The 16,724-nt window shown below is 67.2% G+C and carries 12 protein-coding genes; 2 read left to right on the plus strand and 10 right to left on the minus strand.

The window, feature by feature from the left end; genetic code table 11:
- Positions 1-162: 162 nt before the first annotated feature.
- The 6 genes from secF to AC06FE_RS00715 form a co-directional block, all read right to left on the minus strand.
- On the minus strand, positions 163-1,131 hold the full coding sequence (gene secF / locus AC06FE_RS00690; protein WP_132864215.1) for a protein translocase subunit SecF: 969 nt from the start codon (positions 1,129-1,131) through the stop codon (positions 163-165).
- Between the two features lie 19 nt (positions 1,132-1,150).
- Entirely contained in the window at positions 1,151-2,992 is a 1,842-nt protein-coding gene (gene secD / locus AC06FE_RS00695) for a protein translocase subunit SecD (RefSeq protein WP_478071970.1), read from the minus strand.
- 59 nt (positions 2,993-3,051) lie between these two features.
- Positions 3,052-3,381: a preprotein translocase subunit YajC gene (yajC, locus tag AC06FE_RS00700; RefSeq protein ID WP_132864217.1), complete on the minus strand. Its 330-nt coding sequence runs from the start codon at positions 3,379-3,381 to the stop codon at positions 3,052-3,054.
- Between the two features lie 125 nt (positions 3,382-3,506).
- Positions 3,507-4,646 carry a tRNA guanosine(34) transglycosylase Tgt gene (gene tgt / locus AC06FE_RS00705; protein ID WP_192288400.1) on the minus strand — a complete coding sequence of 380 codons (1,140 nt, stop codon included), beginning with the start codon at positions 4,644-4,646 and terminating at the stop codon, positions 3,507-3,509.
- Positions 4,647-4,751: 105 nt separating this feature from the next.
- Positions 4,752-5,825 (minus strand): tRNA preQ1(34) S-adenosylmethionine ribosyltransferase-isomerase QueA, encoded by a 1,074-nt coding sequence (gene queA, locus AC06FE_RS00710; RefSeq protein WP_478071971.1) that lies wholly within the window; start codon positions 5,823-5,825, stop codon positions 4,752-4,754.
- 124 nt (positions 5,826-5,949) lie between these two features.
- The gene (locus tag AC06FE_RS00715) at positions 5,950-6,381 is read right to left on the minus strand and encodes an Lrp/AsnC family transcriptional regulator (RefSeq protein ID WP_132864220.1); all 432 of its coding nucleotides are present in this window, start codon (positions 6,379-6,381) and stop codon (positions 5,950-5,952) included.
- A gap of 118 nt (positions 6,382-6,499) precedes the next feature.
- Here AC06FE_RS00715 and AC06FE_RS00720 point away from each other — a divergent pair, with 118 nt between their 5' ends.
- Positions 6,500-7,996 carry an aminotransferase class III-fold pyridoxal phosphate-dependent enzyme gene (locus AC06FE_RS00720; RefSeq protein ID WP_478071972.1) on the plus strand — a complete coding sequence of 499 codons (1,497 nt, stop codon included), beginning with the start codon at positions 6,500-6,502 and terminating at the stop codon, positions 7,994-7,996.
- Between the two features lie 122 nt (positions 7,997-8,118).
- Here AC06FE_RS00720 and AC06FE_RS00725 read toward each other — a convergent pair whose 3' ends face one another.
- The 4 genes from AC06FE_RS00725 to AC06FE_RS00740 all read right to left on the minus strand — a co-directional run bounded on the left by AC06FE_RS00725 (position 8,119) and on the right by AC06FE_RS00740 (position 14,861).
- Positions 8,119-9,531 carry an efflux transporter outer membrane subunit gene (locus AC06FE_RS00725; protein ID WP_478071973.1) on the minus strand — a complete coding sequence of 471 codons (1,413 nt, stop codon included), beginning with the start codon at positions 9,529-9,531 and terminating at the stop codon, positions 8,119-8,121.
- On the minus strand, positions 9,525-10,262 hold the full coding sequence (locus AC06FE_RS00730) for an SDR family oxidoreductase (RefSeq protein WP_478071974.1): 738 nt from the start codon (positions 10,260-10,262) through the stop codon (positions 9,525-9,527). The genes AC06FE_RS00725 and AC06FE_RS00730 overlap by 7 nt, the downstream gene beginning before the upstream one ends.
- A gap of 112 nt (positions 10,263-10,374) precedes the next feature.
- Positions 10,375-13,545: an efflux RND transporter permease subunit gene (locus tag AC06FE_RS00735; RefSeq protein ID WP_478071975.1), complete on the minus strand. Its 3,171-nt coding sequence runs from the start codon at positions 13,543-13,545 to the stop codon at positions 10,375-10,377.
- A gap of 110 nt (positions 13,546-13,655) precedes the next feature.
- Positions 13,656-14,861, minus strand: coding sequence for an efflux RND transporter periplasmic adaptor subunit (locus tag AC06FE_RS00740; protein WP_478071976.1), 1,206 nt, complete (start codon positions 14,859-14,861; stop codon positions 13,656-13,658).
- Positions 14,862-15,383: 522 nt separating this feature from the next.
- On the opposite strand from AC06FE_RS00740, the gene AC06FE_RS00745 reads away from it, so the two are divergent.
- Complete coding sequence (locus AC06FE_RS00745) at positions 15,384-16,403, plus strand: LysR family transcriptional regulator (protein WP_446540466.1); 1,020 nt, start codon at positions 15,384-15,386, stop codon at positions 16,401-16,403.
- The last annotated feature ends 321 nt before the right edge of the window (positions 16,404-16,724 follow it).

Here is a 16,724-nt window from a genome sequence, read left to right on the forward strand (position 1 = left end):
CAGGGAAACCACGGCCCGGCGCCGAACCGGAAGGATCGTAGTGTGCACCCGCAGCGAACACAACCGACGCCACCGCATGGAAATCCCCGTGCAACCTGCCGGCGCGGGCAAAAGAAAAGCCGCGCGGTGCGCGGCTTTTCCGGGTTGCCGGGAGGGGCACCGTCACGGGCGACGGGCCAGCTCCTCGACGTCCTTGGCCTTGGGCATCAGGTCCTGCTTGCTGACCTTGAACGGGCCGATGCTCAGCAGCGGCACCGCCACGATGATCGAGGACACCACCACGATCACCGCACCGGCCATGTGCGTCTCGGCCAGGCCTTCCATCGACTCGCCGCCGTACAGGTACAGTGCCAGCGCCGACAAGAAGAACATCACCGCGGTGATCACCGTACGCGACAGCGTCTGGTTGATCGACTTGTTCAGCACTTCCAGCGGCTCTGCGCGCAGGCTGCGGAAGTTTTCGCGGACACGGTCGAACACCACGATGATGTCGTTGATGGCGAAACCCATCACCGACAGCATGCCCGCCAGCACGGTCAGGTCGAACTCACGACCCAGCAGCGACATGTAGGCGATGGTCAGGATCAGGTCGAAGAACGCGGTGATGCTGGCCACGATCGCGAACTTCCATTCGAAGCGCGCGGCGATGTAGATCAGGAAGCCGATCACCATGAACAGGGTCGCATAGACGCCGTTCAGGGCCAGGTCCTTGCCCACCTGCGGGCCGACGAACTCGCCCGGCTGCACCGAGGCGGGGTTGTCGGTGGTGGTCACCGCCACGCGCACCTTCTCCGCCACCTGGGCAGCGGCATCGGCGGCGTTGTTGTGCTCACCGTCCGGCTGCAGGCGGATCATGACGTCGTTGCCGCCGCCCACGCTCTGCACCTGGGCGTTCTCGAAGCCGGCCTTGGCCAGGCTTTCACGCACGTTGTCGGCGTTGATCGGCTTCTCGAAGTGCGTGCGCACCACGGTACCGCCGGTGAACTCCAGCGCGTAGTTGAAGCCCTTGAAGCCGATCACGGCCACCGACAGCAACAGCAGTACCACCATCAGCGCAAGCACGGGCTTGCGGTGGCGCATGAAGTCGATGTTGGTGTCGTTCGGGACGATATGGAGTGGAAACAGTTTCATGTATTGAGTCTCTTCCCGATCAGATCGCCACGGACTTCAGGTTCTTGCGGCGGCTGTAAATCAAGGTAGCCAGCGCACGCGACACGGTGATCGCGGTGAACATGGAGGCGAAAATACCGATGATCATGGTCAGCGCGAAGCCCTTCAGCGGGCCCGTGCCGAACGCGTACAGCGCCACGCCCACGATCAGGCCGGTCAGGTTGGCGTCCAGGATGGTGCCCGATGCACGCTCGTAGCCTTCGGCGATCGCCTTCTTGGCCGGCATGCCCAGCCGCAACTCCTCGCGGATACGCTCGTTGATCAGCACGTTGGCGTCCACCGACAGGCCCACCGACAACGCCAGGCCGGCGAAGCCCGGCAGGGTCATGGTCGCGCCGAACAGCGACATCACCGCCACCACGATCAGCAGGTTGAACAGCAGCGCCACCGAGGTGATCGCACCGAACATGCGGTAGTAGACGGTGAAGAACACCAGGGTGAACACGAACGAGAACACCACGGCCTTGACGCCGCGGGCCACGTTTTCCTTGCCCAGGCTCGGGCCGATCACGTATTCCTCGACGAAGTCCATCGGCGCGGCCAGCGAACCGGCACGCAGCAGCTTGGCCAGGCCGTCAGCCTCGGTCTTCTCCAGGCCAGTGGTCTGGAACTCCTTGCCGAACACGCCGTTGACGTTGGCCACCGAGATCACTTCTTCCTTGACGCGGAAGCTGCGCTCTTCCTTGCCATTGACCATGGTCACCTGCGGGATGCGCTCGGTGTAGACCACGGCCATCGGCTTGCCGACGTTGGCGCTGGTGAAGTCGAACATGCGCTGGCCGCCCACGGCGTTGAGCGTCACGCTCACCGACGGCAGGCCATTCTGGTCGGTGGAGACGTTGGCCTTGACCATCTGGTCGCCGGTGACGATGGTGCGCTTGTTCAGCAGCACCGGGCGGCCGGCGCGGTCACGGTACAGCTTGGCCTCCGGCGGGATGCGGCCGGTATCGGCGGCGTCCTGCGCGTTGCCATCGACCACGGCGCGGTACTCCAGCGTCGCGGTGGCACCGATCATGCGCTTGGCCTCGGCGGTGTCCTGCACGCCCGGCAGTTCGACCACGATGCGGTCGTCGCCCTGGCGCTGGATGATCGGCTCGGCCACGCCCAGTTCGTTGACGCGGTTGCGCAGCGTGGTCAGGTTCTGCTCGATCGCACCAGTGGCGATCTGGCTCATTTCCGTCTGCGGCACCGTGGCGGTGATGCGATCGCCGCTCACCGAGTAGGTGAAGGTCGGCTGCGCCTTGGCCAGCGCGGCGCGGGCCTTGTCCGCATCGGCGGCGTTGGCCAGGGTGACCTGGATGTCGCTGTTGCCACGACGCTCCACCGAACGGTAGGTGACGCGGCTGTCACGCAGGGTGGTCCGCACGTCTTCGGTGAAGGCCTCGAAGCGCTTGTCCACGGCGGCCTTCTGGTCGACCTGCAGCGCGAAGTGCACGCCACCGACCAGGTCCAGGCCCAGCACCATCGGCTTGCCGCCGAGCTTGGCCAGCCATTCCGGCACGGTCGACGCCAGGTTCAGGGCGACGGTGTAGTTCTCGCCGGCCGCCTCGCGCAGCACGTCGTTGGCGCGCGTCTGCGCATCCAGCGACGGCAGGCGGACGATCAGGCTGTCGCCTTCCTTGGCCACGCCCTTGGGCGTGACACCGGCGGTACCCAACGCCGTGGTGACGCGCTCCTTGAAGGCGTCATCGATCTGGCCACCGCGGTTGGCGGTGATCTGGACGGACGGATCCTTCTGGTACATGTTCGGCAGCGCATACAGCGCGCTGACCGCCAGAACGATCACGATCAGGAAGTACTTCCAACGTGGAAATTCAAGCATTGCGGATTCCTGCGTGGCGCCTTCCCGGCGTCACGACGTGACGGAAAGGGAATTCAGCCTCAGGCAGCCGACTTCAGCGTGCCCTTGGGCAGCACGTTGCCGATGGAGCCCTTCTGCACGCGGATGCGCACGTTGTCGGCCACTTCGACGGTGACGAAGTTGTCGCCGATGTCGGTGACCACGCCGGCGATGCCGCCGGAGGTCAGCACTTCGTCGCCCTTGCTGATCTTGTCCAGCATCGCCTTGTGTTCCTTCTGGCGCTTCATCTGCGGGCGGATCATCAGGAAGTACATGACCGCGATCAGGGCGATCGGCAGCAGGAAGGTGCCCATGCCCGGGGCAGCCGGGGCGGCCTGGGCGACGGGAAGCAGGATGGCCATCAGATTCATTACGTAAGTCCTTGGTGTTGGGCGGCACCCTGCCCGGCCTGGGGCCGGCGGTCACCGCGAAACGGGGTCAGCCGTGAAGTATGCCACGGCCCCGGGACCTCGTCCCGGGCCGCGTGGCTGCTGGGTTACTCCCCCGACAAGGCCGGGGCAGACACGCCCCGGGCCGCGTAGAAGGACTCGCGGAAGGCCAGGAAGGTTCCCGCCTCGATCGCCGCGCGCATGTCGGCCATCAGTTTTTCGTAATAGAACAGGTTGTGCAGGGTGCCCAGCATCGGCGCCAGCATCTCGTTGCAGCGGTCCAGGTGGCGCAGGTAGGCGCGGGTGTAGCCGCTGGTGCAGGCGTGGCAGCCGCAGCCCGGCTCGATCGGGTCCATGTCGCGCTCGTACCTGGCGTTGCGGATGCGCACGGTGCCGAAGGAGGTGAAATAGTGGCCGTTGCGGGCGTTGCGGGTCGGCATGACGCAGTCGAACATGTCCACGCCGCGCGCCACGCCCTCGACCAGGTCTTCCGGGCGGCCGACGCCCATCAGGTAGCGCGGATGGTCGGCCGGCAGGATCGGGTGCATGTGGTCGAGCATGGCGTTGCGCTCGTGCTCGGGCTCGCCCACCGCCAGGCCGCCGATGGCGTAGCCGTCGAAGCCGATCTTCTGCAGCCCCTCGGCCGAGCGGCTGCGCAGGTCGGTGTGCACGCCCCCCTGGACGATGCCGAACAGTGCCGCGTCATTGCCCATCGCGTCATGCGCGTTGCGGCTGCGCTGGGCCCAGCGCAGGCTCAGTTCCATCGACTTCTGCGCCACCGCCTCGGTGGCCGGGTACGGGGTGCATTCGTCGAAGATCATGACGATGTCCGAATCCAGCACCTTCTGGATCTTCATGCTCTCTTCCGGCCCCAGGAAGACCCGGGCGCCGTCGGTTGGCGAGGCGAAGGTGACGCCTTCCTCGGTGATCTTGCGGCGATGCGCCAGCGAAAACACCTGGAAACCACCAGAGTCGGTCAGGATCGGGCCGTCCCAGCGGCAGAACCCGTGCAGGCCGCCGTGGTCGGCGATGACGTCCAGGCCCGGGCGCAGGTACAGGTGGAAGGTGTTGCCCAGGATGATCTCGGCGCCGAGCGCGCGGACCTGCTCCGGCAGCACGCCCTTCACCGAGCCATACGTGCCCACCGGCATGAACGCCGGGGTCTGCACGGTGCCGCGCGGGAAGGACAGCTGGCCGCGGCGGGCGCGGCCATCGGTGGTCTGGAGCTTGAAGTGCAGTCGGGACATGGCGAGAGGCAGAAATTCGGGAATGGGGGCGGAAATCAGGCGCGCCGGAGACGGACAGTCTACCGGCGCGCGTTCGGCGGGGCTTGGATCGCCGGGGACTGGCGGTCAACCGGGACGGGAGGCGGCATCCCCGCCGTCGCCGGCGGCCTCCCCGCCCTGAGGGAACAGCAGCATCGCATCGCCGTAGCTGAAGAAGCGGTACTCCTGCGCGATGGCGTGGGCATAGGCCTCGAACACCCGTGCCTTGCCAGCAAAGGCGCTGATCATCATCAGCAGGGTGCTTTCGGGCAGGTGGAAGTTGGTCACCATCGCATCGACGCTGCGGATGCGGTAGCCGGGGGTGATGAAGATCTGGGTCTCGCCTGCATACGGCTGCAGCTCGCCCTCGCGCATGGCGCTCTCCAGCGCCCGCACCACGGTGGTGCCGACACCGATCACGCGCCCCCCGGCCGCGCGGGTGCGGCGCACCTGCTCGACCAGTTCGGCGCCGACGTTGAGCCATTCACGGTGCATCACGTGCTGGCTCAGGTCATCCACGCGCACCGGCTGGAAGGTGCCGGCGCCGACGTGCAGGGTGATGTGGCCGAACTGCACGCCGCGTTCGCGCAACTGCGCCAGCAGGCCTTCGTCGAAATGCAGGCCGGCGGTGGGAGCGGCCACCGCACCGACCTGGCGCGCGAACACGGTCTGGTAACGCTCGCGGTCATCCAGGCCAGGCTCGCGGTGGATGTACGGCGGCAGCGGCAGCCGGCCCTCGTGGACCAGCCACGACTCCAGCGGCTCGGGGATGTCGAACCGCAGGACATAGAACTCGCCATCGCGGCCCAGCACCTCGGCCTCGCCGCCGGCGTCGAGCTGGATGCGGCTGCCCGGCTTGGGCGACTTGCTGGCACCGATCTGGGCACGGGCCTGCTGGCCGCCGAGCAGCCGTTCGATCAGGATCTCGACCCGGCCACCGGTGGCCTTCTGCCCGAACAGGCGCGCCGGGATCACCCGGGTATCGTTGAACACCAGCAGGTCACCGGGCTGCAACAGTGTCGGCAGGTCGCGCACATGGCGGTCATCGAAGGCGGCCGGCGCCGGCGGCACCAGCATCAGCCGGCTGGCCGAACGCTCGGCCAGGGGCGCCTGGGCGATCAACGCCTCGGGCAGGTCATAGTGAAAATCGGACTTCTTCAAGGCCGGAACGTCGTACGGGGAGCCGGCTATTGTAGCCCCCATGCGGTTTTCGGCTGGTAGGCGGCCCGGCCAGCGCCGGGAGGCCGGGAGCCCTGCCGGGCATGGCTCGGCGCTGCCCGCCCCCTCAGCGCTCGAACTTGGTCGACAGGATGATCGCGCTGGTCGTGCGTTCCACGCCGTCGATGGCACCGATGGCATCGGTGACCACGTCCATTTCGCCGACGCCGCCCACCACCACCATCGCGATCAGGTCGTGGTTGCCGCTGACCGAGTGCAGCGAGCGCACTTCGGCGATGTCGCGCAGCGCCTTCACCACCGCCGGCATCTTCTTCGGCAGCACGGTGATCAGCACATGTGCGCGCACCTGGCCCTGCTCGTAGTCCTCGTGGGTGCGCACGGTGTAACCGGCGATCACCCCCTGCTGCTCCAGGCGGTCGATGCGGCTCTGCACGGTGGTCCGCGAAAGCCCGAGCCGGCGGGCGATCTGGGCGGTGGAGGCGCGCGCGTCCTCGCGCAGCACGGACAACAGGCGTTCGTCAGCGGCGGAAATCTTCACATTGCAAACCAGATTCGTCGATTCGACGAAATTACCCGAAAATCCGTCCAGTTCATATCTGCCATATGTCCAGAATCTCCAGATAATGGATATATACAAGTTACTTCTGGAGATGAGCATGACCGTACTCGGCCCCCTCGCCCCGCTTCGCGCGCACGCCGGCACCCGCCTTACCCAGGGTCTGGACGATGCCAGCGTCGAACGCCTGGCCACCGCCCATCCCGATCTGGCCCAGGCCATCGCGGCTGCCGCCACCGAATACACCCGCATCAAGGACGAAGCCGCCGACCTGCTGGATCTGGACGAAAAGGACCAGATCGCCGCGATGCAGGCCGGTTTCGTCAATTTCTACGCCGATGACGCCGTGGTCCCGTACATCGCGCTGGCCGCGCGCGGCCCGTGGGTGATCTCGCTCAAGGGCGCGGTGCTGTACGACGCTGGCGGCTACGGCATGCTCGGCTTCGGCCACACCCCGGCCGACGTGATGGACGCCGCCGCCAAGCCGCAGGTCATGGCCAACATCATGACCCCGAGCCTGGCCCAGCGCCGCTTCACCAACGCCATGCGCAAGGAGATCGGCCACACCCGCGGCAGTTGCCCGTTCACCCACTTCATGTGCCTGAACTCCGGCTCCGAGGCCGTGGGCCTGGCCGCGCGCATCGCCGACATCAACGCCAAGCTGCAGACCGACCCGGGTGCCCGCCACGCCGGCGCCACCATCAAGCGCGTGGTCATCAAGGGCAGCTTCCACGGCCGCACCGACCGCCCGGCGCTGTATTCGGACTCCAGCCGCAAGTCGTATGACCAGCACCTGGCCAGCTACCGCGGCGAGAACAGCGTCATCACCATCCCGCCGTACGACGAAGCCGTGCTGCGCAAGGTGTTCGCCGATGCCGAAGCCAACAACTGGTTCATCGAGGCCGTGTTCCTGGAGCCAGTGATGGGCGAAGGCGACCCGGGCCGCGCGGTGCCGGCCAGCTTCTACAAGGTGGCTCGCGAGCTCACCCGCGAGCACGGCAGCCTGCTGCTGATCGACTCCATCCAGGCCGCACTGCGCGTGCACGGCACGCTGTCCTTCGTCGACTACCCCGGCTACGAAACGCTGGACCCGCCGGACATGGAAACCTATTCCAAGGCCCTGAACGGCGCGCAGTTCCCGCTGTCGGTACTGGCCGTCACCGAGCATGCCGCGGGCCTGTACCGCAAGGGCGTGTACGGCAACACCATGACCACCAACCCGCGTGCGCTGGACGTGGCCTGTGCCACCCTGGCCCACCTGTCACCGGACGTGCGCCAGAACATCCGCCTGCGCGGCGAACAGGCCGTGCAGAAGCTGGAAGCCCTCAAGGCCAGGCTCGGCGGCCTGATCACCAAGGTACAGGGCACCGGCCTGCTGTTCTCCTGCGAGCTGGCCCCGCAATTCAAGTGCTACGGCGCCGGCTCCACCGAAGAGTGGCTGCGCATGCACGGCGTCAACGTGATCCACGGTGGCGAGAACTCGCTGCGCTTCACCCCGCACTTCAACATGGACGAGGCAGAGCTGGACCTGCTGGTCGACATGGTCGGCCGTGCGCTGGTCGAAGGCCCGCGCCGCGAGCAGGCCAACGCTGCCTGAGGCCTGCTTTCCCGGCCTGAAACACGAAGAGGCGGCCATTGGCCGCCTCTTTCGTTTGCTGCTCCCGGGTTCGGCGCCGATGCCCGCCTCCATCGCGTGCATCGGCGCCCGTGGTGCACGGCCTAGCGGCTCGCCAGCGGCACGTCGAACTGCCCGGCACCGCCCAGCGCCTTGTACACCGACACCACGTTGACGTTGACCGTGGCCTCGGCCGCGGCGAGCGCGTCGTCGGCCGCGAGCTGGTTGCGCTGTGCATCCAGCAGCGCCAGGAAGTCCTGTGAACCTTCCCGGTACTGGATCTGCGCCAATGCCTCGGCCCGCCGCGCCGCCTCGGCCTGCTCGGCGATGATCGCCAGGCGCGACTGCTCCTTGGCATAGCGGGTCAGCGCATTCTCGGTGTCCTCCAGCGCCAGCAGCACCGTCTTCTCGTACTCGGCGGCGACACCATCGGCCTGCGCCTTGCTCGCACGCAGCCGCGCACGCACGGTACCGAAGTCGAATGCGGCCCAGCTGATCGACGGCGTCAGTGACCATGCCTTGTTGCTGCCATTCACCAGGCCGTTGGCATCGCCGCCGAGGAAGCCGACGAAGCCGCTGACGCTGATGCGCGGGAACAGGTCGGCCGTTGCCACGCCCACGCGTGCCGTCGCTGCGGCAAGGCGGCGCTCGGCCGCGCGCACGTCCGGGCGACGACGCAGCAGGTCGGTGGTATCGCCCAACGGCAGGGCCTGGGCGAAGGCCGGCACCTCGCGGGGCTGCAGCAAGGCGTCCAATGCCTCCGGACGCTGGCCCAGCAACACCGCCAGGCGATGCCGCGACTGCACTTCGGACACTTCGAGCAACGGGATGTCGGCCTCGATCGCCTTCAATCGCGCGCGACTGCTCTGCACGTCCAGCTCGCTGCCGGCCCCCAGCTTCCAGCGGGTTTCGGTGAGCTGCTGGGTATCGCGCAGATTGACCAGCGTCTGCCGTGCCACGGCGATGCGCTTCTGCGTGCCGCGCAGTTCGAAGTAGTTGCGCGCCACTTCCGCAGCCACGGTGACCTGTGCATCGAGCAGGTTGTCACGCTCGGCGCCCAGGTCGGCGCGCGCCGCCTCGGCGGCGCGACGCTGGCGGCCGAACAGGTCCAGTTCCCAGCCCGCGTCGAAGCCCAACTGGTAGGTTTCACTGAACACCCGCTCGCCGCCCTGGCTCGCATCCGGCTGCTTGCGCCGGTCCTGGCTGCCACCGGCGGTGACGTGCGGCAACTGGTCCAGTCGCTGCTCGGTGAACGCCGCGCGCGCCATCCGCACGCGTGCCATCGCGATGCGCAGGTCCAGGTTGCCGGCCAGCGCGCCGTGCATGAGCTGGGTCAGCACCGGGTCATTGAACTGCGACCACCAGTCGGCCACCGGCGACACGCTGCTGAACACCGGGTCGGCCGTGCCCTGCAACTGCACTGGCTGCACGGGCGGTGCGGTGTAGTCCGGGCCGACGGTCATGCAGCCGGCCAGCAATGCGCTGGCCACGGCGACGGTCAGGCCACGCATCACCATGGCAGCACCTCGCCCAGGTAAGTGAAGCTGCCGGTGGGGCCGTCGTTGCCGATCAACGCCATCTGCACGCTGGAGCGCGCGCCTTCGCCCACTTCGATCTCGCCTTCGCCACCGTTCATGTCGGTCTTCACGTAACCGGGGTGCACGGTGTTGACCTTGATCGGCGTGTCGCGCAGCTCGTAGGCCAGGCTCAGCGTCCAGCTGTTCACCGCCGCCTTGGACGCGTTGTAGGCGGGAATCTTGAAGTCCCAGATCCCCGACGCCGGGTCGGCGTGCAGCGTCTGCGAGGCCAGGATGCTGGAGACGTTGACGATGCGACCGGCCTGCGAACGCTGCAGCAGCGGCAGGAATGCCTGGGTCACCGCGACCAGGGCGAACACATTGGTATCGAACGTGCGCTGCCAGGCATCCAGTGGCTGCGCTGACGGTGCCACGGCCGGGTTCTCAAGCAGCACGCCGGCGTTGTTGACCAGGATATCGAGGCGGCCGTGGCGCTCGGTGACGTGCTCGACCGCGATGGCGATGCTGTCGGCGTCGGCGACGTCCAGCTGCAGCGCTTCCACCGGCAGGCCCTCGGCCTGCAGCTTCAGGGCCAGGTCAACGGCCGCCTGGCGCTTGCGACCGGCCAGCAGGGTGTGCACGCCCGCCTGCGCCAGCTGGCGCACGGTCTCAACGCCGATGCCACGGGTGGCGCCGGTGACCAGCGCGATCTTTTGGTTGTGGTGGTTCATGGGAAGCCTCGGAAGAGAAAGTCGGGAAGGAAACAGGAAGGGAAACAGCCACCGGGGCGGTCACGGCCCCTGCCTTGGCAGGGGCCGTCATCCGTGCCCGGGCAGGTCGGGCTCAATGGTGGATCGTCGGTTCACCGTGCTGGACCAGCTTGCCGCCACCGTTGCGGGTCACCAGCTTGCGCAGGGCCACGTAGAACACCGGGGTCAGGAACAGGCCGAACAGCGTCACGCCCAGCATGCCGGCGAACACCGTGATGCCCGTGACCGAGCGCACCTCGGCACCTGCACCGTGCGAGAGCACCAGCGGGATCGTGCCGGCAATGAACGCGATCGAGGTCATCACGATCGGGCGCAGGCGCAGGCGGCACGCTTCCAGCGCCGCGTCGACGATGCCCCTGCCGCCCATCTCCAGCTCGCGGGCGAACTCGACGATCAGGATCGCGTTCTTGCACGCCAGGCCCATCAGCACCACCAGGCCCACCTGCACGAACACGTTGTTGTCACCGCCGGTCAGCCACACGCCGAACAGGGCCGACAGCAGCGTCATCGGCACGATCAGGATCACCGCCAGCGGCAACGACCAGCTTTCGTACAGCGCGGCCAGCACCAGGAACGCCAGCAGGATCGCCACCGGGAACACGATGAAGGCGGCATTGCCCTGCGTGGCCTGCTGGTAGCTCAGGTCGGTCCATTCGGTGGTCATGCCCACCGGCAGCACCTGCCCGGCGATCTCGGTCAGCTTGTTCATCGCCTGCGCCGAGGACAGCACGCGCGGGTCGGCCTCGCCGGCCAGGTCGGCGGCCGGGTAGCCGTTGAAGCGCAGCACCGGGTCCGGGCCGTAGGTTTCCTTGATGGTCACCATCGAGCCGATCGGCACCATCTCGCCGCGATCGTTGCGGGTGCGCAGCTTGCCGATGTCCTCCACGCTGTCACGGAACTGGCCATCGGCCTGGGCGATCACCTGCCAGGTACGACCGAACTGGTTGAAGTCGTTGACGTAGGCCGAGCCCAGGTAGGTCTGCAGCGTGTCGAACAGTTCGGTCAACTGCACGCCCTGCGCCTTGGCCTTGACTCGGTCCACCTCGGCATCGAGCTGCGGCACGTTGGCCTGGTAGCTGGTGATCGGGTAGCCCATGCCCGGCGTCTGCATCACCGCGCCCTGCATGGTCTGCACCGCGGTCTGCAACGCACCGTAGCCCAGGTTGCCGCGGTCCTCGATGAACATCTGGTAGCCATTGCCGTTGCCCAGGCCAAGGATCGGCGGCGGCATCATCGAGAACGCGAAGCCCTCCTTCAGTCCGGCGATCTTCTGGTTGATCTCGGCGTTGATCTCGGCAGCGGTCCGCCCATTGCGCTCGTTGAACGGCTTGAGCGGGATGAACGCCACGCCGGTGTTGGGCGTGTTGGTGAACTGCAGCGCGTTCAAGCCGGGGAACGAGATGGTGTGCGCGACGCCGTCGGTCTCCTCGGCGATCTGCGCGACCTTGCGCAGCATTTCATCGGTACGCGCGATCGACGCGCCTTCCGGCAGCTTCACGCCGGCGATCAGGTACAGCTTGTCCTGGGTCGGGATGAAGCCCGGCGGCACCAGCTTGAAGATCACGCCGGTGCCCAGCAGCAGCACCGCATACACCAGGAACACCGCACCGCGACGACCGAGGATCTTCGACACGCCGCGCTCGTACTTCTCCGAGCTGGACTTGAAGAAGCGGTTGAACGGGCGGAACACCCAGCCGAACAGGCGATCGATCAGGCGGCTCGGGGCATCCTTGGCGGCACCGTGCGGCTTGAGCAGTCGCGCGGCCAGCGCCGGTGACAGGGTCAGCGAGTTGATCGCCGAGATCACCGTGGAGATGGCGATGGTGACGGCGAACTGCTTGTAGAACTGGCCGGTCACGCCGGACAGGAACGCCATCGGCACGAATACCGCGCACAGCACCAGCGCGATCGCCACGATCGGCCCGGACACCTCCTTCATCGCCTGGTGCGCGGCCGCCGTTGGCGACAGGCCTTCCTCGATGTTGCGCTCCACGTTCTCCACCACCACGATGGCGTCGTCGACCACGATGCCGATCGCCAGCACCAGCCCGAACAGGCTCAAGGTGTTGATCGAGAAGCCCAGCAGGTACAGCGCGGCGAACGTACCGACCACCGACACCGGCACCGCGATCAACGGGATGATCGAGGCACGCCAGGTCTGCAGGAACAGGATCACCACCAGCACCACCAGCGCGATGGCCTCCAGCAGCGTGGAGACCACGGCCTTGATCGAATCGCGCACGAAGATGGTGGTGTCGTACACGGCCTCGTACTTCACCCCGGCCGGGAAGGTCTTCTGCATCTGGTCCATCGTGCCGATCACCGCGTCGCGGATCTCCAGCGCGTTGGCACCCGGGGCCTGGAAGATGCCGATGCCCACCGCGTTCTTGCCATCGAGCTGCGAGCGCAGGGTGTAGTCACCGGCCCCCAGCTCGATGCGCGCCACGTCGGACAACCGCACCACTTCGCCGTCGGCACCGCTCTTGAGCACGATGTCACCGAACTCCTGCTCGCTGCGCAGGCGGCCCTGCGCGTTGATCAGGGTCAGGAACTGGCTGTTGGGCATCGGCTCGGCGCCGAGCTGGCCGGCGGACACCTGCACGTTCTGCTCGCGCATGGCGCGCACCACGTCACCGGCGGTCAGCCCGCGCGAGGCCACCCGGTCCGGGTCCAGCCAGGCGCGCATGGCGTAGTCGCCGCCACCGAAGATCTGCGCATCGCCCACGCCGGGAATGCGGGTGAGCGCATCCTTGACGTGCAGACGGGCGTAGTTGCGCAGGTACAGGGTGTCGTACTTGCCGTCCGGCGAGGTCAGGTGCACCACCATCAGGAAGGTGGGCGACTGCTTCTGCGTGGTTACGCCCTGCCGGCGCACGTCCTCGGGCAGGCGGGCTTCCGCCTGGGCCACGCGGTTTTGCACCTTCACCGCCGCCGCGTCCGGGTCGGTGCCCGGGCGGAAGGTGATGGTCATCTGCAGCACGCCGTCCGAGCCGGCCACCGACTTGAGGTACATCATGCCCTCCACGCCGTTGATGGCTTCCTCCAGCGGCGTGGCGACGGTCTCGGCGATCACCTTGGGGTTCGCGCCCGGGTACACCGTGCGCACCACCACCGACGGCGGCACCACTTCCGGGTATTCGCTGACCGGCAGGATCGGCAGCGTGATCAGGCCGGCCGCGAAGATGACGATCGACAACACCGCCGCGAAGATCGGTCTGTCAATGAAGAAACGTGAGAAATCCATGAGGGAAATTCCTTGAAGTAGCCAGCGATGGCGTGCAGCCACCCTGCCCTCGCCCGTGGTGGGCGAAGGCGCGTGGCCGGCACGGCGCCGGCATCAGACGAAACCGGAAATCAGTTCAGCGCGGCGGTCTTCGGCCCGGCCGGCAGGGGCTGCATCGCCACCGGCTTGGCCTGCACCGGCATGCCGGGCATGAAGACCTTCTGCACGCCGTCGACGATCACCTTGTCACCAGCGGCCAACCCGGCCTCGACGATGCGCAGGCCATCGGCGGTACGGCCCAGCTGCACGTCCTTGCGCTGCGCCTTGCCGTCCTTGTCGACCACGTACACGTACTTGCGGTCCTGGTCGGTGAGCACGGCCTTGTCGTCCACCAGCATGGCCTGGAACTGGCCACTGCCGAGCAGGCGCACGCGTGCGAACAGGCCCGGGGTGAACTGCCGGTCGGCGTTGTCCAGCAACGCGCGCACGCCGATGGTGCCGGTGCTGCGCACGACCTGGTTGTCCAGGAAGTCCACCTTGCCCTCGTGCGGGAAGCCCTGCTCGCCGGCCAAGCCGATCTGCACCGGCAGGGCCTGGTCGCGCTCGCTCGGTCGCTCGCCCTTGCGTGCCATCTGCGCATAGCGCAGGAAGGTGGCCTCGTCGGCGTCGAAATAGACGTGCACCGTGTCCAGCGATACCAGCGTGGTCAGCACACTGGCGGCATCGCCGGCCGTGACCAGGTTGCCGGCGGTGACCATCGCGCGGCCGGCGCGGCCATTGATGGGAGCACGCACCTTGGTGAACTCCAGGTTCAACGCGGCCGCGTCCAGCGCCGCCTTGGCGGCCTGCACGTCGGCCGCCGCCTGGTCGGCCGCCGCGCGCTTCTGCTCCCAGGTTTCGGTGGAGATGGCCTGCTGCTCGGACAGGCGGCGGGCACGCTCGGATTCGCTGCGGGCCAGCGACGCCTGCGTCCGCGCACGTGCCAGTTCGGCATTGGCCTGCTCGTAGGCAGCCTGGTAGGTGCGTGCATCGATCAGGAACAGCACGTCACCCTTCTTCACTTCCTGGCCTTCGACATAGTTGACCTTGTCGATGTAGCCGGACACGCGCGGGCGCAGCTCGACGTTCTGCACCGCCTCCACGCGGCCACTGAACTCGTCCCACTGGTTGACCTGCTTGACCAGCACCGGGGCGGCGTTGACCTCCGGCGGGGGCGGCATGCCCGCTTCTTCGGCGTGGCCGCCACTGCAGGCGGCCAGTACGGCGATGGCCAATGCGGAGAAGCTGGCCAGCACGACACGTCGTGCGGTGGGGAATCGGGGCGTCATTGCGTTCATGTCATCCATCCAGAACAGGGGGAGAAAGGGAAGCGAAAGAGAAGCTGAAAGCGCGGGTGCTGCAGTAAGGCTGTAAGAGAGGGGCCGGCATGCCGGTTGCTGCGCGTGGGGCCGTGCATTGCGTCGCTGGACGCGCGTGGCCGACGCATTCAGTGTCCCGCCTACGGAAATTTTTCTCCCACCTGCGGGACAAACCGCATCAATCGGTGCCACATTGCAGGGACAAGGCGCTGCACCCGGCCAACCGGATGCGCGGCCACCTCGACCCCGTCGGGGAAAGCAAACTCCAATGAATTCAGGCTTTTGAACGAAACACGCGCGTCAGTGATCAAGCCTGGCGCGGCTTGGCGGCGGATCCGGCGGAAACTGGGAAGGTGGCGCAGACGCATGGCTGCAAGTCCGATCTGTGCGGAGCTGTGCAAGGTACGCCTCCAATCCATACTTGATTAGTACGGATTCAGGGGAATAATCATCCCGTCGCCGGCACAATCCCGCTGCCGCTCCCCTGAAGAGTCCCCCTCGATGGCCAACGACCTCAACGACACCCTGATCTTCGTCAAGGTGGTTGAACAAGGCAGCTTCACCGCCGCCGCCCGGCTGCTCGGGCAACCCAAGACCACCGTCAGCCGCAAGGTGCAGGAGCTGGAAACCCGGCTGGGCGCACGCCTGCTGCACCGGACCACGCGCCGTCTGGGCCTGACCGAGGCCGGCACCGTCTACTACGAGCACTGCCAACGCATCGCCCGCGAACTGGAGCAGGCCGAGAGCGCGGTGAGCCAGTTGCAGTCCGGCCCGCGCGGATGGCTGCGCTTCACCGTGCCGTACTCGGTGGGCACCACCTGGATTGCGCCGCTGCTGGGCCAGTTCCAGGCCCAGTACCCGGAACTACGCGTGGAGATGCACCTGGGCAACGAAACCCTGGACCTGATCTCCGGCGAGATCGACATGGCCCTGCGCATCGGCCCCCTGCCCGACTCCAACCTGGTCGCGCGCAAGCTGGGCACGCTGCGCACCCAGGTGTTCGCCAGCCCGTCCTACATCAAGCGCTACGGCGAACCCCGCCACCCGGACGAGCTGCAGTTCCATCGCACCCTGTCCGTGCGCAAGCCGCACAACGCCAACAACCGCTTCACCTGGCCACTGGCCGAGGCCGGTGGCGAGATGCGCGAGTTCGTCGTCAATCCGCTGTTGCTGGCCAATGACACGGCCGCGCTGAACAGCATGCTGGTCGCCGGCGAAGGCCTGATGCTCAGCAGCGACGTGATGGCCAAGCCCTACGTCGAGTCCGGCATGCTGCGCCGCGTGCTGGCCGGTTGGACCGGCCCGGAGTACGACTTCAACGCCGTGTTCGCCGGCGGCGGCATGGTCTCGCCCAAGGTGCGGGCATTCATCGACTTCCTGGTCGAGAAGCTCAACTTCGACGTCAACTACATGCTGCTGCAGTGCCCCAACGCCGGCCGGCTGGCCGAGTTCATCGAGCCCACCAAGCCACGCGGGCTGGAACTACCCGACGGCCGCGTGCTGGAAGTGCTGGAAGCCTGACCCGCACGGCGAACAGTCATCGTCGCCTGCCCGGTGCCGCCTGCCCTGGCGCAGGCGACACCGGCCGGCGAACGGATGCCGGCCGTGGTGGATACACGGTCAGCGTCGCCCGGCTGACATGGTTGGCCTGTAGCCACCACCCACGCCCGCGGTCGCATCGTCTCCAGCAATGGATCCAACAATGCTGCGAGCATAGCCCCGGGAGACGATGCGTCATGCCGGCCAGCACGAGTGCCACTCAGGCATTAGGGCAGGTTGCGGCTTGGGTGTGTTAGCAGGCGCTCGTTCCCGGCTTCTGGGCGGCTTCCGGAAATATCAGGG

Source organism: Stenotrophomonas sp. Steno-C18 (assembly GCF_056393195.1).